16 protein-coding genes are annotated in these 16,672 nt (G+C 70.4%); 12 read left to right on the top strand and 4 right to left on the bottom strand.

Features of this window, described 5'->3' with window-relative positions; genetic code table 11:
* Nucleotides 1–11: 11 nt before the first annotated feature.
* The 3 genes from GPZ80_RS02770 to GPZ80_RS02760 all read left to right on the top strand — a co-directional run bounded on the left by GPZ80_RS02770 (nucleotide 12) and on the right by GPZ80_RS02760 (nucleotide 3,826).
* A complete protein-coding gene (locus GPZ80_RS02770) occupies nucleotides 12–1,421 on the top strand; it encodes a hypothetical protein (RefSeq protein WP_187218134.1) in 1,410 nt (469 codons plus the stop codon).
* Nucleotides 1,421–2,659 carry an ATP-grasp domain-containing protein gene (locus GPZ80_RS02765; protein ID WP_187218133.1) on the top strand — a complete coding sequence of 413 codons (1,239 nt, stop codon included), beginning with the start codon at nucleotides 1,421–1,423 and terminating at the stop codon, nucleotides 2,657–2,659. The genes GPZ80_RS02770 and GPZ80_RS02765 overlap by 1 nt, the downstream gene beginning before the upstream one ends.
* A 72-nt stretch (nucleotides 2,660–2,731) precedes the next feature.
* Entirely contained in the window at nucleotides 2,732–3,826 is a 1,095-nt protein-coding gene (locus tag GPZ80_RS02760) for a GNAT family N-acetyltransferase (protein WP_187218132.1), read from the top strand.
* A 94-nt stretch (nucleotides 3,827–3,920) separates the two neighbouring features.
* On the opposite strand, the gene GPZ80_RS02755 is transcribed toward GPZ80_RS02760, so the two are convergent.
* Nucleotides 3,921–4,910 carry a coiled-coil domain-containing protein gene (locus tag GPZ80_RS02755; RefSeq protein WP_187218131.1) on the bottom strand — a complete coding sequence of 330 codons (990 nt, stop codon included), beginning with the start codon at nucleotides 4,908–4,910 and terminating at the stop codon, nucleotides 3,921–3,923.
* A gap of 218 nt (nucleotides 4,911–5,128) precedes the next feature.
* Here GPZ80_RS02755 and GPZ80_RS02750 point away from each other — a divergent pair, with 218 nt between their 5' ends.
* Together GPZ80_RS02750 and GPZ80_RS02745 are read left to right on the top strand one after the other, a co-directional pair.
* The gene (locus GPZ80_RS02750; protein WP_187218130.1) at nucleotides 5,129–5,743 is read left to right on the top strand and encodes a dihydrofolate reductase family protein; all 615 of its coding nucleotides are present in this window, start codon (nucleotides 5,129–5,131) and stop codon (nucleotides 5,741–5,743) included.
* Nucleotides 5,744–6,201: 458 nt separating this feature from the next.
* Nucleotides 6,202–8,052 carry a sialidase family protein gene (locus tag GPZ80_RS02745; RefSeq protein ID WP_187218129.1) on the top strand — a complete coding sequence of 617 codons (1,851 nt, stop codon included), beginning with the start codon at nucleotides 6,202–6,204 and terminating at the stop codon, nucleotides 8,050–8,052.
* 34 nt (nucleotides 8,053–8,086) lie between these two features.
* On the opposite strand, the gene GPZ80_RS02740 is transcribed toward GPZ80_RS02745, so the two are convergent.
* The gene (locus GPZ80_RS02740) at nucleotides 8,087–8,425 is read right to left on the bottom strand and encodes a zinc ribbon domain-containing protein YjdM (protein WP_187218128.1); all 339 of its coding nucleotides are present in this window, start codon (nucleotides 8,423–8,425) and stop codon (nucleotides 8,087–8,089) included.
* Nucleotides 8,426–8,594: 169 nt separating this feature from the next.
* On the opposite strand from GPZ80_RS02740, the gene GPZ80_RS02735 reads away from it, so the two are divergent.
* The 4 genes from GPZ80_RS02735 to GPZ80_RS02720 are packed head-to-tail and all read left to right on the top strand — an operon-like array spanning nucleotide 8,595 to nucleotide 12,030.
* Nucleotides 8,595–9,206 (top strand): dihydrofolate reductase family protein, encoded by a 612-nt coding sequence (locus tag GPZ80_RS02735; protein ID WP_187218127.1) that lies wholly within the window; start codon nucleotides 8,595–8,597, stop codon nucleotides 9,204–9,206.
* A 41-nt stretch (nucleotides 9,207–9,247) separates the two neighbouring features.
* Nucleotides 9,248–9,574, top strand: coding sequence for a YciI family protein (locus GPZ80_RS02730; RefSeq protein WP_187218126.1), 327 nt, complete (start codon nucleotides 9,248–9,250; stop codon nucleotides 9,572–9,574).
* Nucleotides 9,567–10,802, top strand: a complete 1,236-nt coding sequence (locus GPZ80_RS02725) for an RNA polymerase sigma factor (RefSeq protein WP_187218125.1) — start codon at nucleotides 9,567–9,569, stop codon at nucleotides 10,800–10,802. The genes GPZ80_RS02730 and GPZ80_RS02725 overlap by 8 nt, the downstream gene beginning before the upstream one ends.
* Nucleotides 10,803–10,854: 52 nt before the next feature.
* A complete protein-coding gene (locus GPZ80_RS02720; protein WP_187218124.1) occupies nucleotides 10,855–12,030 on the top strand; it encodes a tyrosine-type recombinase/integrase in 1,176 nt (391 codons plus the stop codon).
* Here GPZ80_RS02720 and GPZ80_RS02715 read toward each other — a convergent pair.
* Complete coding sequence (locus GPZ80_RS02715) at nucleotides 12,014–12,616, bottom strand: LysE/ArgO family amino acid transporter (RefSeq protein ID WP_187218123.1); 603 nt, start codon at nucleotides 12,614–12,616, stop codon at nucleotides 12,014–12,016. The genes GPZ80_RS02720 and GPZ80_RS02715 overlap by 17 nt on opposite strands.
* A gap of 69 nt (nucleotides 12,617–12,685) precedes the next feature.
* Between GPZ80_RS02715 and GPZ80_RS02710 the strand changes: the two genes are divergently transcribed.
* From GPZ80_RS02710 to GPZ80_RS02700, 3 genes are all read left to right on the top strand, one after another.
* Complete coding sequence (locus GPZ80_RS02710) at nucleotides 12,686–13,576, top strand: LysR family transcriptional regulator ArgP (RefSeq protein WP_187218122.1); 891 nt, start codon at nucleotides 12,686–12,688, stop codon at nucleotides 13,574–13,576.
* A 5-nt stretch (nucleotides 13,577–13,581) separates the two neighbouring features.
* Nucleotides 13,582–14,592, top strand: a complete 1,011-nt coding sequence (locus GPZ80_RS02705; RefSeq protein ID WP_187218121.1) for an RNA polymerase subunit sigma-70 — start codon at nucleotides 13,582–13,584, stop codon at nucleotides 14,590–14,592.
* Nucleotides 14,593–14,735: 143 nt separating this feature from the next.
* Entirely contained in the window at nucleotides 14,736–15,518 is a 783-nt protein-coding gene (locus tag GPZ80_RS02700; RefSeq protein ID WP_187218120.1) for an SDR family NAD(P)-dependent oxidoreductase, read from the top strand.
* Between the two features lies 1 nt (nucleotide 15,519).
* Here the strand turns inward: GPZ80_RS02700 and GPZ80_RS02695 are convergent, their stop codons facing one another.
* Nucleotides 15,520–16,668 carry an MFS transporter gene (locus GPZ80_RS02695; protein ID WP_312880069.1) on the bottom strand — a complete coding sequence of 383 codons (1,149 nt, stop codon included), beginning with the start codon at nucleotides 16,666–16,668 and terminating at the stop codon, nucleotides 15,520–15,522.
* Between the last annotated feature and the right edge of the window lie 4 nt (nucleotides 16,669–16,672).

The raw sequence follows: 16,672 nt of genomic DNA, 5'->3' as shown, positions 1-16,672 counted from the left end.
GGAGATCGACTATGGCCGTCCACACCGGACTCCCCGCTGGCCGCGGCCTCACCGTGGGATACCTGGAGCACCTGGCACGGCTGGGGACCGACCTGCGGGAGCTGCCCGCCACCGCGGTGGCCTCGGAGCGGCTCGCCGTGGCCTACCGCGGCCGCTTCCTGCCGTGCCCGGTGTTCCTCGAGCCCGGCGAGAGCGGCCAGATCGCGCGGGACATGCTGCTGGTGCACGACCTTCTCGCCGCGTTGCCCGATCGCCTCTTCGGCGGGGACCGGGTCGCGTTCGGCCGCGCGCTGGGCCTCACCGAGCCCACGCTGAGCCTGGTGCGCCGCGCGCCGTCGGGCCCGCCGACCGCGCTGGCCCGAGCCGACCTGTACCGGGCGGCCGACGGATTCAAGCTGCTGGAACTCAACATCACCTCGGCGCTCGGCGGGTTCGAGAACGCCGACATCAACCGGGCGATGCTGCGGCACCCGGCGCTGAGCTCCTACGCCGCGGAGCGCGACCTCGCGTTCAGCGACACCTTCCAGGCCATCGTGGACACCCTGCGGTTCGAACTCGGCGACCGCGCCGACGGCAGGCGACCGGTCGTGGCGCTGGCGGACTGGCCGGAGAGCTACCAGACCTACGCGCCTCGGCTGGGCGTGATGGCCGGCCTGTTCGACGAACTCGGGATCGACGCGATCCCGTGCCACGTCGGCCACTTCGCCGAGGTCGACGGCGCGCTCACCGTGCACGGCCGCGCGGTCGACGCCGTCTTCCGGTTCTTCCTCCTCGAGGAGATCCTCACCCAGGCCGACCTCGCGCTGGTCGAGCCGGTCATGGCCGCCGCCGAGCGCGGCGAGGTCGTGCTGTTCTCGCGGATCGACGCGGAGCTCTACGGCAACAAGGGCGCACTGGCGATGCTCTCCGACGACCGCAACACCCACCTGTTCGACGACGCGGAGCGCGAATGCCTGCGGCGGTTCCTGCCGTGGACCCGCTACGTCCGCCAGAAGACCACGACCGAAGACGGCGGCACGGTCGACATGAGCGCGTACGCGCGCGAGCACCAGCGCGACCTGATCCTCAAACCGATCATGCTGCACGGCGGGGCCGGGATCACCGCGGGCTGGCAGGTCGACGCCGACGAGTGGGCGACCCGGGTCGCCGCGGCGATGGACGAGCCGTGGGTGCTGCAGCGCCGGGTTCGCCCCGAACCGGAACCATTCCCGGTGGTCGGGTCCGACACCTACCAGGACATGTACATGAACTGGGGCACGTTTGTCGCGGACCCGCGCGCGGTGGGCGGCGACGGATACGCGGGCTGCATCGTCCGTGGCACGACCGACGCCGAAGTCGGCGTCGTGAGCATGGGCACCGGGGCGCTCGTCGGATGCTGTTTCCACCCGGACACCGAACACCGGAGCCGGCAGGGCCAGTGATGCCGACCGTCGCCATCGTCGATGGCTACTCAACAGGCAGCGCGCTGGGCCGGATGCTGGCCGAACGCGGGGTCGCCTGTGTGCACGTCCGCAGTTCGGCGAACATGGGCGAGTACTTCCGGCACGCCTTCCGCGCCGAAGACTTCGTCGACGACCTCGGATTCGTTCCGGACACGACCGAGTTGGCCACCCGGCTGCGCGGGCGGGGCGTCGACCGCGTCGTGGCGGGCACGGAATCCGGTGTGACCCTGGCCGACACCCTCAACGACCTGCTGGGCACGCCGGGCAACGACATCTCCACCCTCGCCGCCCGGCGCGACAAAGCGGTGATGGCCGACGTGGCGCGCGCGGCCGGGCTGGCCGTCCCCCTGGGCGGCACTTTCGACTCGGCCGACGCCGCGGCGCGGTGGTACACCTCGGCGATCGGCGGCGCCGCGGTGGTCAAACCACTCGACAGCGCGGGCACCGACAACGTGCATTTCTGCCACGACGTCGACGAGGTGCGCGCCGCGTGCGCCACGATCTTGGCGAGCACCAACCTCTACGGCTCACCGAACCGGCTCGTCCTGGTCCAGGAACGGGTCGTCGGCACGGAGTACTACGTCAACACGGTGTCGCAGGCGGGGGTACACCGCGTCGCCGAGATCTGGCGGTACACCAAGCGCCACGGCCCGAACGGCGCGCCGATCTACGATTACGAAGTCCCGGTCGACCCCGGCCGCGCCGAGGTGGTGTCGATCCGCGCGTTCGTGGGCGCCGTGCTCGACGCCCTCGGCGTGCGCTCGTCCGCCGCGCACACCGAGATCATGGTCACCGAGCGAGGTCCGGTGCTCATCGAGACCGGCGCCCGGTTGGGCGGGGCGACCCTGCCCGACGTGGTGGAGAAGTTCTCCGGTGTGTCCCAGGCCGGGCTTTTCGCCGCGGCGCTGGTCAACCCGGATTCGCTTGAGGCGTTCGACGACCGTTCCCCGCGCTGGGCCCGGACCGTTCGAAATGTCGCCCTGGTCAACCCCGTCGCGGTTTCGGCGCAATCCGGCGACTGGCTCTCCCGGATATCCGAACTGCCCACCGCCGTCGCGGTCGCGGGGAACCCGAAGGCGGGCGCGGAGTTGCCGATGACGGTGGACCTGATCAGCTCGCCCGGGTTCGTCTACCTGGCTTCGGACGATCCGCGGGAAGTCGAACGCGACTACCGCCTGCTACGCGAGTGGGAACAGCAACGCTGTTACGGCGAATGAACCCCGATGCCGAGACCACCGTGGTCTCGGCTTGATACGTTGCGGCGAGACCGCCCGCGCGCGAGGAGAACGGTGGACACGGCGAACCTGGCATCGACGCGGCAGACCGACCCGTCCGGGGTGCCGGGCTGGGACGAGACCGTGGCCGATCGGACCTTCTACGGCTGCACGGCATGGCTGCGCTTCGTCGACTCCGACGCAAAGGGCAGACCTGGCTACCTCCGCCACAACGACACGGTCCTCGTGACCCACTGGAACCACGACGAGGCCCACCCGGACTACCGCACCCAGGACACGATCGGCACCGAGCCAAGGCTGCTGCTCGGCGGGCGCAGAGGGTATCTGTCCGGGGTGCTCGGCGACGTCGCCGACCTGCCTGCGCTGATCGACGCCGCGCTGGGGGCGACCCCCGACGCGGGCGGGCACTGGTGGTGGCCCTATCTGCCCAGCGACGAAGTGGTGCGGCTGGTCGACGCGGGCCTCGTCGAACCACGCCACCTGCACCTGCTCGGCGGGGACTGCACGGTCGACCTGGTGGGCGACGATGTCGACGACCACATCGCCGCCCTCCCCGCGCGCCAGCGCCGCACCAACGCCCGACGCGAGCGACGCCGGTTCGCCGAAAGCGGCCTGCGGCTGCGCCGAACCCGGCTCAGTGAGGTCTGGGAGGCCGCCGCCCCACTGTTGGGGCAGGTGCAGGGCAAATACGGCAACGACGTCGACGCCGACTACCTCGCCTACCTGAGCGCGTTCCTGCGGCGCCAAGCCGACCACCTCGACGACCAAGCCGTGGTGTTCGCCGCGTACGACGGCGAGGACATGGTGGCGTTCTCGGTGGGCTACCGGTGGGGTTCCGAACTGGCGATCCGCATCGTCGGGATGGACTACCACCGGCTGCGCGACGCGAACGAATACGCCCAGGTCATGATCCACGCGCCGCTGGACTACTGCTACACCGAGGGACTGCGCAGGCTGCACCTGGGCATGGAGTCCTACGACGCGAAGTGCCGCCGGGGCGCGCGTGTGCGCGCCCTGTGGGCCGCGGTGCCGGGTGTCGAGCAGGACAGCGCGGTGCTCACCAAGCGCCTGGGCGACCTCATGGACACGCTCCCCGACTCCGAGCGGGAGATGCTCGCCGCGGAGATCGATTCCGTCCGGAACCGGTGAGCGGGTTCCGCACTGCCTCGATGCCACGGCCTTCACCTCCGCGACGGATCTCGCCGCCGGAACAGGTGCACGACTTGCGGCGGCTGAGTAGCCGTCAGCTCGACTGGTCACTTCCGTCCGGGTGCTCGGTGGCTTGGGCAGCCGCGGCTTCGCGGAGCGCGGTGGCGTCGGTTTCGGCGAGCGTGGCGCGATGCAGGGCGGCACCCAGTCTCTGGTGCAACTCGGCGACGGTGTTCTGGTGTTCGCGGGTGAGGGTCGACAACCGGGTCTCCGCGCGCGCGGTGAGCCGGTCCAGGTCCGTGTGGTGCCGTTCCTGCGCGCGTGAGAGCTCGGCTCGAACAGCGGCGGTGTCGGCGCGGGCGGACGCCAGCGCCGACTCGGCGCGGGCCAGGGCTTGGGTGGCGGCGGCCCGGTCGTCGACCAGCCGCTGTTGCAGGCCCGCCAGCTCCGCGCGAGCCGACGCCAGTTCCTGACCGGCGTTGGCCGCGGCCCGCAGCGCCGCGTGCTCACGCTGGGCCGCTTCGCGCGCACGGTGTTCGGCCTGTTCGGCGCGTTCGTGTTCGGCGTCGCGGCGGGACTCGGCCCGGGCTTGCTTGAGTTCAGCGCCCCGAGTCTTGGCTGTCGCTTCGTCGCGGGCGTGTTCGGCGGCCAGCCGGGCGGCCTGGTGTTCCTCGGCGAGCGCCCGTGCCTCCGCGGCGGCCTGTTCGGACTCCGCGGCCTGCCGCTCGGCGTTCTCACGCAGCCCCCGGTCCTCGGCGGCTGCCTTGTCCGAGGCCTCCACGGCCGCGAGCGCCGCTGTCACCTGCGTGTCCAACCGCGCCACGACCTGCTCCAACACCCCTTTGAGCGCGTCGGCCGGAGCGAGGACCCGCTCGACGTGCTCACGGACGTCCGTGGCGAACCCGCCCAGTGCCAGCGTCCCGGGATCCACGCCCAGCGCGGCTCGCAGCGAGTTTTCGGCGGCCGCCAGCTGCTTGCAGGTGGCGTTCCCGGACCACACCCGGTCCGGGCAGAACTCGTACGGGCGTCCGCCGCGCGGCCCCGGCGGGGGGAGCGGGTTGCGGCACCGACTGAACCCACACAAAGCGTTTCCATCCGACCCTGGCTGCATGTCCGCAACCCTAGTGGATCAGATAGATAACCGCTAACCAACGTTGAAGTTAACTAACCGAAACCTGCCTTACCTACGAAACAGATCTTTCGTTGGTAACCCATCTGGAAGCGTGGCAAGGTGGCAAGATCGCGAGAAAGTCGGCCTGAAACCGGCCGGAAACTGGGGTCGAAAACTAGGAGATCGTCACCGTGACGAAATTGCGTGTGCACAACTTCGCGCTCTCGCTCGACGGCTACGCGGCCGGACCCGACCAGAGCGCCAAGGATCCGCTCGGCGTGCGCGGCGAGGAACTGCACGAGTGGATGTTCGCCGAGGACCGCGACCCCGCGGTGGACAAGTTCGTCGACCTGGGCATCGCGGGGATCGGCGCGACCATCATGGGGCGCAACATGTTCAGCCCGACCCGCCGAACCCGGGACGAGGACTCCTGGACCGGCTGGTGGGGGCCGAACCCGCCGTTCCACCACCCGGTGTTCGTGCTCACCCACCACCCGCGGCCGTCCATCACCATGGACGGCGGCACCACGTTCCACTTCGTCGACCAGGGCATCGACACGGCGCTGGCTCTGGCCCGCGACGCCGCGGGCGGTCAGGACGTGCGACTGGCCGGGGGAGCGGCGACGATCCGCCAGTACCTGCGCGCAGGCCTGGTCGACGAGATGCACCTGGCCGTGGTGCCGGTGCTGCTGGGCGCGGGAGAGCGGCTCTTCGACGACGGCGTCACCGACTTCGAGTGCGCCGAGTCCATCACCGTCGACTCGATCGCCCACATGCGTCTGGTGAAGACGATCAGACCTTCCTGACACACTCGACTTGAGCCGCACCAGCCTCGGAGATCAATTGAACGTGGTTGGCCGCTGAGATTGGTGTGTGATCAGACTTCGGCGAGTAGAGCACGTTCCGTGCGCCATGGGGCGCTCGGGTCCGTGAGGCGCGCTCGGCACAGTGCGTCGCCGCGCGGCCGAGGGCTTCCAACGCGGTGTCATTGCTGGGTCGGCCGATGTTGGTCGACGGCGATGCAGCCGAAATCCGCCCACGACGGTTGAACAACGGGATGCTCCGGTCGGCGCTTGCTGCCCGATGCCGCTTCTCTGACGACCGCGGGCGGGCGTCCGCCCACGGTCGTCCCACCTGTGCGGGCGGCGTGGGCGGCTGACCGTCGCGCAGCAGGGTCGATCGGCTCTTGTCGCGATTTCGGCCGAGGACGAGAGTGGCCTGAAAGGGCAGATCCTCGCACTAGGGACAACTCCAGGAGCCCGGTATGCGATCCTTTTCGGCAGTCCTCGCCGCAGTCCTCATCCTCCCTGCCAGTGTGCTGACGCCGACCGTCGCAGCGGCCGCTCCCATCACGCCGGGCGGCTCTACGGAGGTGACTGTCGGCAGCAACGACAACCTGTTCTCGCAGAACAAGCAGAACGAGCCGGGGGTCGCGGTCAACCCGGTCAACCCGCTGATCCTGGCGGCAGGCGCCAACGACAACGTCGACATGGAAGCCTGCAACGCCGGTGACGACCGCACCTGCCCCTTCACACCGGGTGTCGGTGTCTCGGGGGTCCAGTTCTCGACCAACGGCGGCCTCTCATGGACGCAGCCGAACTACACCGGCTACTCCGCACGCGTGACGCCGAGCTGCCTGGGCCAGCCTGATGTCGCGGTCGGTCAGCCGCCCGCCGGTGACACCGGCTGCGTGCCCGACCCGGCGGGGCCGATCGGCACGCTGCCGAACTACACCGAGAACGGCATGGTCTCCAACGGCGACCCGGAGCTCGTCTTCGGCCCGGAACCGGACGCGAACGGCGACTTCTCCTGGGCGAACGGTCAGCGGCTGTACTACGCGAACATCGCCACCCCGTTCCCCGGCAACGCCGGGTTCAAGGGTGCGGGCGCGATCGCGGTGTCGCACACGCTCAACCTCTTCGGGGCGATCAGCGGGAACAACGCCGCCTGGTCCGACCCGGTCGTGGTCACCCGGCAGAACACGGCGCTGTTCAGCGACAAGGAACAACTGTGGGCCGACAACGCCGAGACCAGCCCGCACTTCGGCAACGTCTACGTCTGCAACGTCGGCTTCCGCGGCGCCGCGGGGTCCGAGCCGGTGCTGTTCTCGCGGTCGACCGACGGCGGCGACACCTGGACCGTCCGGCAGCTGAGCGAGGCGACGAACACCAGCCAGACCGGCGGGCGGCAGGGCTGCGCGATCCGCACCGACAGCGCGGGCGTTGTCTACGTGATCTGGGAAGGGACAGACATCCCGACCCGGCAGGACGTCTTCTTCCTGGCGCGGTCGTTCAACGGCGGCGCCACGTTCGAGCGGGCCCGGCCCATCGTCGCGGTCGAGGGCATCGGCCAGTTCGACCCGGCGCAGGGACGGGTCACCATCGACGGCGTCGCCGGTGCGCGCACCAACACCTTCCCAAGCATCGACATCGCCAACGGCGCCCCGTCCGGAGCCGACGCGACGGATCAGATCCTGGTCACCTGGTCCGACGACCGGGCAGGCACGAACGCGGAGCGGGCCTACGTCATCTCCTCGGCCGACGGCGGCGACACCTTCTCCGGCGTCATCGACGCCAACGACGGCGCCGACCGGGCCAACTTCCCGGCCATCGCCATCTCCCCGGACGGCACGGACGCCTGGCTGGTCTACAACGCCTGGCTGGACCCATGGCGCACGGAGACCTCGTCGCCGCGGCGGGTGCTCGGGGTGGTGCGGCACGCGCAGATCGCCGGCGGCGTCCTCGGCCCATGGACGACAGTGCTTCGCGGCCCGGACGGCGACGGGCGTGCCGCGAGCGCCAACGGCCTGACCTCGGAGTTCCTCGGCGACTACAACTACGTGGTGGCCACCGATGACGCGGCCACGGCGGTGTGGAACGACATGCGCGACGGTGCGGTCTGCCCGGCGATCAACGCCTACCGGCAGGCGTTCGTCGAGGACGTGCTGAACGGCGGTGCGGCGCCGATCGTGGCCGACCGGCCGCGGGACCGCGCGTCGGCGGGCGAGTTGCCCGCGGCCCACTCGACCGCGCTGCGACCCGGTCCGAACAACCAGTGCCCGCCCGGCTTCGGCGGTTCGAGCATCTACGGAGGTTCGTTCACCGACGACGACTGACCGCCGGTCGCTCACATCCGCATGGTGAGGACGGTCAGACCTTCTTGACCACGCTCGACTTGAGCTGCATCGGCCCGAAACCGTCGACCTTGCAGTCGATGTCGTGACCACCCACGCCGTCGACCAGCCGGATGTTGCGCACCTTCGTCCCGACCTTGATCGCCGTCGCGAACCCCTTGACCTTGAGGTCCTTCACCACGGTCACGGTGTCTCCGTCGGCCAACCGGTTGCCGACCGCGTCCTTGACCACCTTGGCCGCCTCGGGGACGGCGGGCGTCCACTCGTGGGCGCACTCCGGGCACACCAGCAGCGGGTCCAGCTCGTAGGTGTACTCGCTGCCACAGGCCGGGCACGGCGGCAAGACGTCGCTCATGCGAGAAGGCTAGTGCCCGGGTCGTCGGCGAAAACCAGCCCACGTAGCGCGAGCATGCCGGAAAATCTTCAAAGAAGTCCGGCAGCGGGTGTCGGATCCGGGTGGCGGTCTTCGTAGCAGGGGTGAGGCCGCCCGCGAGGGGCGGCGCCAAGGAACGGGAATCGCGATCATGAAGCTGACGACCATGACTCAGGTCACCATCGACGGAGTGATGCAAGGAAACGGCGGCACGTCAGACGAGGACCGCGGGACCGGATTCGACCGCGGCGGGTGGGCCCGAGGTGCGGGTGACGACGAGACCAGGACGTTCATCACGCGGACCTACCAGCGCGCCGAGGCGTTCCTGTTCGGCAGGCGCACCTACGAGTTGTTCGCCGGTTCCTGGGGATCAAGCGGCCACTTGCAGGCGCATCCCATCGGCGTGGCCTTGAACGAGGCCCCCAAGTACGTCGCCTCGACCACGCTCACCGCGCCGCGTTGGCGGGACACGACCGTTCTCCGCGGTGACCTCGCGGGGGCCATCCGTGAGCTGAAGGCCAAGCCCGGGGGCGAGCTGCAGGTGCATGGCAGCGGCGCCCTGACCCGCTGGCTGCTGGCGAATGAGCTGGTCGACGAGATGACCCTGATCGTGGTCCCGGTGATCCTCGGCCAGGGCGCGAGACTGTTCCCGGAGACCGGCCCGGATCTCGCCCTCGACCTGGTCGAGTCGCGAGTCGACTCGAAGGGCGTGACGATCCAGATCTGTCGGCCCGTCGGGCGCCCGCGGTATGCGACGGCCTGAAGTCCCTGACCACTCTTGACACCAACAGGAGATGAATGCAGATGCGGTACCTGGTTTCCGTGATCGATGACAAGAGCAATCCCGGCAGCACGGACAGGCAGCCCGCCATCAGCGCGTTCAACGAACGACTGATGGCCGAGGGCTACTGGGTTTTCGCGGGCGGGCTCGCCGACACCGACGCGGCCACGGTTGTCGACAACCGTGGCGAGCAGGCGGTGTTCAGCGACGGGCCTTTCGTGGAGTCGAAGGAGTACCTCGCGGGTGTCTGGGTGTGGGAGGCCCCCGATCTGGATGTGGCACTCAAGCTCGCCACCGAGGCGTCGAGGGCCTGCGATCGGAAGGTCGAGGTGCGGCCGTTCAATGAGTGACGTCGAGGCGGCGATCACCCGGGCCCACCACGACGAGTGGGCACGGGTGGTGGCAGCACTGGCCAGGCGCTTCGGTGACCTCGACGTCGCCGAGGAGGCGGCGGCCGAGGCGTTCGCGACCGCCGTCGAGCGGTGGCCCGCCGACGGCGTGCCGCCCAACCCCGGTGCCTGGCTGACCACCACCGCCAACCACAAGGCCATCGACCGGATCCGGCGCGAGAACAAGCGCGACGACAAGCACAAGGAGGCTCGGATGCTGCGCGACGACACCCCACCCGAGCTTCTCGGCGGCATCGATGACGACCGCCTGCGGCTGATCTTCACCTGCTCGCACCCGGCGCTGGCGATGGAAGCCCGCGTGGCGTTGACGCTGCGCATGGTCGGCGGTCTGAAGGTGCCCGAGATCGCCCGCGCGTTCCTGGTGCGGGAGACCGCCATGGAGCGGCGGATCACCCGCGCGAAGGCCAAGATCAAGGCGGCGGGCGTGCCCTATCGCGTGCCGGCTGCCGAAGACCTCCCAGCCCGCGTGTCCGGTGTGCTCGCCGTACTTTTCCTCGTGTTCAACGAGGGTTACCTGGCGACCGGCCCCGATACCGATCCCGTACGTCATGACCTGACCGCCGAGGCGATTCGGCTAACCCGTCTGATCCGCGCCCTGCTGCCGCGGGATGGAGAAGTGGCCGGGCTGCTGGCGCTGATGCTGCTCACCGAGGCCCGCCGCACCGCCCGAGTCTCGGCGAACGGCGAACTGGTCGCCCTCGACGAGCAGGACCGTGGGGCCTGGGACGCGGCGCTGATCGCGGAGGGGCACCGGCTGGTGCGCGAGCGCCTGGCCGCGGCCGCCGCCGGGGACGCCCCGGGCCGCTACCAGATCCTCGCCGCGATCAACGCCGTGCACACCTCCGCCCCCGACATCCGCGACACCGATTGGTCGCAGATCCTCGCCCTCTACGACCAACTCGTCCGCCTCGACCCGTCCCCGATCATCGCCCTCAACCGGGCCATCGCGGTCGCCGAAGTCGACGGCCCACAGGTCGCACTCGCGGCCGTCGACCCCCTTGAGCAGACGCTGGCCGACTATCACGCCTATCACGCCACCCGCGCCGACCTGCTGCGCAGGCTGGGGCGGAGCCTGCAGTCACGCGCGGCCTACGACCGGGCCATCGCACTGGCGGGCAACACCGCCGAGACCGCCTACCTGACACGCCGCCGCGACCAACTGCGGTAACGACGCACACCCCTATGCTGATCAACTCTTGAACCAAGACGGGGGAGCGGACGTGACCGAGTTGCTCGTGGCGAAAGCCGGGGACGAGACCTGGCCCGGTGTCGACGACCCGGCCCGGCTGCTCGCCCTGCTCAGCGACTGGCTGCTCGGCTACGCCAACCGCGCCACCCGCCACAAGTACGCCGAGTCCCTGGGCCTGCCCGTCAGCGCGAGCGACCTCGACCCGTGGCGCGAACGCCCCGAGATCGCCCCCGTCGTGCACGCCTACGCCCACACCCTCGGCATCCCCACACAGCCGCAGGCGATCACCGCGAACCGCCCACCCCCGGCCCGACGCGGCAGGCTGCGGCACCTGCACTGGCTGCGCTGGTGCGGCGCCCGCGGCCTGGACCCGCTGGCCGCCAACACCACCCACGTCAAGGAATGGCTCGACGACCTCACCGTCGACGGCGCCGCGAAAGCCACCCGCGACCGCATGCTCGGCACCCTCAAAGCCTTCTACGGCCACCTCGCCGACGAAGGCGTCATCACCGCCAACCCCGCCGCCCTGTCCCGGCGCCGCCTGGCCGTGGCAACCGACCACGACACCACCCGCACCGTCACCCTCACCGCGCACCAAGTCCACACCCTGCTCGCGGCCGCCGCGGCCCCACGCCCCGGCCGTGACCGCCTCGGCACCCTGCGCGCCACCGCCGTCGTCGCCCTGTTCACCCTGGGCATCCGCGTCTCCGAGCTGTGCGACCTGACCCGCGCCGACCTGCACTCCACCCGCGGCCGCACCGCCCTGCGCGTGCCCGGCAAAGGCGACAAGCCTCGCGTCGTCTATCTCTCCGGCCTCGCCCACGACGCCCTCAACGCCTATCTGCACCACCGCGCCACCGACACCGCCCCCGCGGTGCGCGGCCAGGTGAAAGCAGGGACAGAACCGCTGATCAGCACCCGCGACGGCAAACCCATGGCCCGAACCGACGTGTGGGCGCTGCTGCGCCGCATCGCCGCCTCCGCCGGACCCGACCTCGCCGACGTCGCCACCCGCATCCACCCCCACGCGCTGCGGCACTTCTACGTCACCGCCGCCGTCGAAGCGGGCGCCGAGCTGGTCGCCGTGCAGGCCGACGTCGGCCACGCGTCCGTGGACACCACCAACCGCACCTACAACGCCGCCGCCCGCACCCCCGACCGCAGCGCCGTCGACCTCGTCGCCGACGCCATCACCGGAGCTGGCTGAGCAGCAGCACCCCGAAGGCGAGCATCGTCGCGGCCACCAGCCCGTCGAGCACCTTCCACGACGCGGGCTTGGCGAAGAACCCGGTGAGCAGCCGCGCGCCGAACCCGAGCGCGGAGAACCAACACAGGCTCGCCAGGACCGCGCCGACCGCGAACCCCCACCGCAGCGACCCGTGTGCGGCGGCCAGCGACCCCAACAGCAGCACGTCGACATAGACGTGCGGGTTGAGCCACGTCAACGCCACCGCCGTGAGCACCGCCGGACGAGCCGACCCACCCGCCGCGACCAGCACCGACGGGCGCAGCGCCCGCCGCGCGGCGAGGAACGCGTACCCCAGCAGGAACGCCGCGCCCACCAGCGTCAACACCGTCGTGGCCGCAGGCCACGCCCCGACCACCACACCCACACCCGCCACCCCAAGTGCGATCAGCACGGCGTCGGACCCGGCGCAGATCGCGACGATCAACGGGACCGCGTGCCGCTGGATGCCCTGGCGCAGCACGAACGCGTTCTGGGCGCCGATGGCGACGATGAGCGAGAGTCCCGTGCCGAATCCAGCGGCCACGGCGAACAGAAACGGTCCCATACCTCAGAGGCTAGGAACCCTCCCGACAACAGTCCAGTTCAAGATTTTGACGTATCATTAGCGCTCGTGATGCCCGACCTGCCCCTCGACCTGGTTCGCACCCTCCTCGCCGTCGTCGACGAAGGCACCTTCGACGCCGCCGCGGCCGCCCTGCACGTCACCCCGTCCGCGGTCAGCCAACGAGTCAAAGCACTCGAACAGCGCACCGGCCGGGTCCTGCTCATGCGCACCAAACCCGCCCGCGCCACCGAGTCCGGCGAAGTGATCGTCCGCTTCGCCCGCCAACTGCTCCAACTCGAACGCGACACCCTCACCGAACTCGGCCTGCCCACCGCGGGCGAAGCCGCCCGCCTGTCCATCGCCGTCAACGCCGACTCGCTGTCCACCTGGTTCATCCCCGCCATGACCCGGGTCCCCGACATCCGCTTCGACCTGCACCGCGAAGACGAAGGCCACACCACCGCCCTGCTCCGCGAAGGCCTCGTCATGGCCGCGGTGACCTCCACCCCCGACCCGGTCCAAGGCTGCACCGTCCGCGCCCTCGGCAACATGCGCTACCTACCCTGCGCGAGCCCCACCTTCGCCGCCCGACACCTCGACGGACCCCCGCCCACCCTGATCGCCGACGCGCCCGTCCTCGTCTTCGACCGCCGCGACCAGCTCCAAGACCACTTCGTCGACACCATCGCCCCCGGCAAGCAAGCCAGCCAACACCGGCACCACATCCCCTCCTCCGAGGGATTCGTCGACGCCGTCGCCGCCGGACTCGGCTGGGGCATGGTCCCCGAAGTACAAGCCCGCCCCCGCATCACCGCGGGCACCCTCACCGACATCGGCCGCCCCATCGACGTCCCCCTCTACTGGCAGCAGTGGAAACTCGACTCCCCACCCCTGGCCGCCGCCGCCCAAGCCATCGCCGCGGCCGCCGCCCTCGCCCTCACACCCCGCACCCTAGGGTGACGACCATGGACGATGTCGTCGCCGACGCGATCGCGGGCAACCAGAACGCCTTCACCACCCTCGTCGAACGACACCGCCACGAACTGCAGGTCCACTGCTACCGCATGCTCGGCTCCTTCGAGGACGCCGAAGACCAGGTCCAAGAGACCTTCCTGCGCGCCTGGCGCAAACGCGACACCTACCAGGCCCGCGCCACCTTCCGCGCCTGGCTCTACCGCATCGCCACCAACGCCTGCCTCGACTTCCTAGACCGCCACCCCCGCACACCCAAGCCCTACGCCGACCCACCGGCGATCGGGGAACCGGACACCCCGCGCCCGCAATACCTGCCGTGGCTGCAACCGTTCCCCGACCACCTCCTCGACCGCGCCGCCGAAGAAGCCGGACCCGACACCGCCGTCGTGCGGCGCGAAACCATCGAACTGGCCTTCCTCACCGCCATCCACCACCTCCCACCACGCCAACGCGCCGTCCTCGTCCTACGCGACGTCCTGGGCTGGCGCGCCGAGGAAACCGCCGAACTGCTCGACATCACCGTCCCAGCGGTGAAAAGCGCACTGCAACGCGCCCGCCCGGTCCTGCGCGAACACCTCCCGGCCTCCCGCACCCAATGGGCACCCACCGCCGACCCCGACAAAGCCGAACGCGACCTACTCCGCCGCTACATGTCCGTCCTCGACGACCAAAGCCCCGCCACCCTCACCGACCTGTTCCGCCACGACGTCGTCATCACCATGCCGCCACACACCCTCTGGTTCGCAGGCCGCGACCCGTTCCTCGCAGGCATGGCCGAGCTCATGGAACCCACCTCGCCCAACTACATCGGCGAATGGCGCTCGATGCCCACCAGGGCCAACCGCCAACCCGCCGTCGCCCACTACGTCCGACCACCCGGCGAAACCGTCTTCCACGCCCAAGTCCTCGACGTCATCCACATGCAGAACGGAGAGATCGCCTCGGTGATGGCATTCGTTCCCGACCTGTTCCCCGCCTTCGGCCTGCCAACAACCCTCTGACGCCCGAGCGGCCCCCAGGCACCCAAACGGGCACCCGAGCCCAAGCCGCCGGCGAACCACCAGGCAGCCGACCAGAGCACCGATTCCTTTTCCGGGCCACAGCCGTCACATAGACAAAGCAACCCGGACCACGGAGGAACACCATGTCGACCCTGGCGAACAAGAACGCGGTCATCTACGGCGGCGGCGGCAACATCGGCGGCGCGGTCGCCCGCGTCTTCGCCCGCGAAGGCGCCACCGTCCACCTCGTCGGCCGCACCAAGGACACCCTCGCCGCCGTCGCCGACAACATCCGCGCCGCAGGCGGCCAAGCCGAACTCACCGTCCTCGACGGACTCGACGAGACCGCCATCGACCAGCACGCCCAGGACGTCGTCGACCGCTTCGGCAGCCTCGACATCTCCTTCAACCTCGTCCCACGCGGCGACGCCCAAGGCACCCCGCTGATCGAGATGACCACGGAGAAGTTCACCCACGCCATCACCACCGGCATCACCACGGCCTTCCTCACCGCCCGCGCCGCCGCCCGACACATGACCAAGCAGGGCAGCGGCGTCATCCTCAGCCTCACCAGCGGCTCCTCCCGCGCCACCAGCCCCGGCATGGGCAACACCGGTCCCGCCGACGCCGCCGTCGAGACCTTCCTGCGCTACCTCGCCGCCGAGACCGGCCCCCACGGCGTGCGCGTCGTCGGCATCCACACCGCCGCCGTCTACGGCACGCTGACCCGCGAGAGCATCGCCGAGGTCGACGGGGTCGGCGCCGACCCGGAGGAAATCGACCGGATGATCTCCCAGATGGCCCTGCTGCGCCGTTCCCCACGCCTCGAGCAGGTCGCCGAGACCGCCGCGTTCCTCGCCTCCGACCGCGCGGGCGGCATCACGGCCAGCATCACCAACGTCACCAGCGGCCTCGTCGTCGGCTGACCTACCGCGGCAGGCGCTCGACGACGGGCGCCTGCCGCAGCCAGCGGGGGAGCAGCAACGCCACCAGGGCGACCAACGCCGCCACCCCGAACACCTCACCCAACGCCCACACCCCGTACACGGCCAGCGCCGACACCTCGATCCCGATGCCCGCCACCGACGTCACCGTCGCCCGCGCCGGGCCCTCGATACTGTCCTGCAACCGGGCCTCGGCCACCACCAACACCAACTGGTACAGCCCGTAGAACCCGGCCACCGCGAGCAGACCGGCGGGGGAGCGCAACACCCCGGACACCACCAACACCGCCACCGCGACACCCAACAGCACCCCGAGCGTCCGCGTCCGCAACCCACTCCCGAACCCACCCAGCGCGGCCCCCACCGCACCGGCCAGCGGAATGCCCACCATCGCCAGCGGCACCCACCCCGCGGGCACACCCCACGCCAGGGCCATCAACGGGAAGTACTCCTCGAACGCGTCCAACCCGCCCAGCAGCGCCACCACGATCAGCGCGTGCCGCACCACCCGGTTGTCCGCCGCCTCCCGCAGACCCACCTTCAGCAACTCGACATAACCGAGCTCGCCATCGTCAGCGCCCCGCGCGGCCTCCGGGAACCGCGACGCCACCCAGGCCGCCGCCAGACACACCCCGACACTGACCCACGCCGCCAGCCGATAACCACCGAGCGCGAACAGACCCGACGCCAACACCGCCGTCGGCAACTCGGTGAGCAGATTGACCGCCGTGACCCGCCCGTTTACCAGCGCGAACGCGGACTCCTCGCCTTGACCGGCCAGCCCGTCATAGAGCAGCGCCTCGAACGCGCCCGACTCCAACGCACCGCCGAGGCCCCACAGCACGAACCCGACCGCGAACCCGGTGAACCCCGGCAACCCGATCCACAGCACATACCCGAGCGCCTGCAACAGGCTCGCGCCCACCAGGGAAGACCGCCGCGAGAACCGGTCGGCCACCGCACCCAGCGGCACCTCAGCCAGGACCGACACCGACGACCAGATCAGGAACAGCAACGAGATCTCCGCCCCGGACAGACCGGTGTCGGCGAAGAACACGGCGTACAGCGGGTAGATCGGGACCAGGTAGGTCAGCGCCGCCCACCACAGCGACACCCGCACCAACCCGCGCACGGAC

The sequence above is a fragment of the Actinokineospora xionganensis genome (assembly GCF_014323725.1).
In the GTDB taxonomy this organism is placed as follows: Bacteria; Actinomycetota; Actinomycetes; order Mycobacteriales; family Pseudonocardiaceae; genus Actinokineospora; species Actinokineospora xionganensis.
This window is presented reverse-complemented; position numbering and strand designations above follow the sequence as displayed.

Excerpts from the sequence above, each read along its gene's own strand:
- GPZ80_RS02770 (WP_187218134.1), top strand. The coding sequence starts at position 12 with ATGGCCGTCCACACCGGACTCCCCGCTGGCCGCGGCCTCACCGTGGGA.
- GPZ80_RS02765 (WP_187218133.1), top strand. The coding sequence starts at position 1,421 with ATGCCGACCGTCGCCATCGTCGATGGCTACTCAACAGGCAGCGCGCTG.
- GPZ80_RS02745 (WP_187218129.1), top strand. The coding sequence starts at position 6,202 with ATGCGATCCTTTTCGGCAGTCCTCGCCGCAGTCCTCATCCTCCCTGCC.
- GPZ80_RS02740 (WP_187218128.1), bottom strand. The coding sequence starts at position 8,425 with ATGAGCGACGTCTTGCCGCCGTGCCCGGCCTGTGGCAGCGAGTACACC.
- GPZ80_RS02735 (WP_187218127.1), top strand. The coding sequence starts at position 8,595 with ATGAAGCTGACGACCATGACTCAGGTCACCATCGACGGAGTGATGCAA.
- GPZ80_RS02730 (WP_187218126.1), top strand. The coding sequence starts at position 9,248 with ATGCGGTACCTGGTTTCCGTGATCGATGACAAGAGCAATCCCGGCAGC.
- GPZ80_RS02725 (WP_187218125.1), top strand. The coding sequence starts at position 9,567 with ATGAGTGACGTCGAGGCGGCGATCACCCGGGCCCACCACGACGAGTGG.
- GPZ80_RS02715 (WP_187218123.1), bottom strand. The coding sequence starts at position 12,616 with ATGGGACCGTTTCTGTTCGCCGTGGCCGCTGGATTCGGCACGGGACTC.
- GPZ80_RS02710 (WP_187218122.1), top strand. The coding sequence starts at position 12,686 with ATGCCCGACCTGCCCCTCGACCTGGTTCGCACCCTCCTCGCCGTCGTC.
- GPZ80_RS02705 (WP_187218121.1), top strand. The coding sequence starts at position 13,582 with ATGGACGATGTCGTCGCCGACGCGATCGCGGGCAACCAGAACGCCTTC.
- GPZ80_RS02700 (WP_187218120.1), top strand. The coding sequence starts at position 14,736 with ATGTCGACCCTGGCGAACAAGAACGCGGTCATCTACGGCGGCGGCGGC.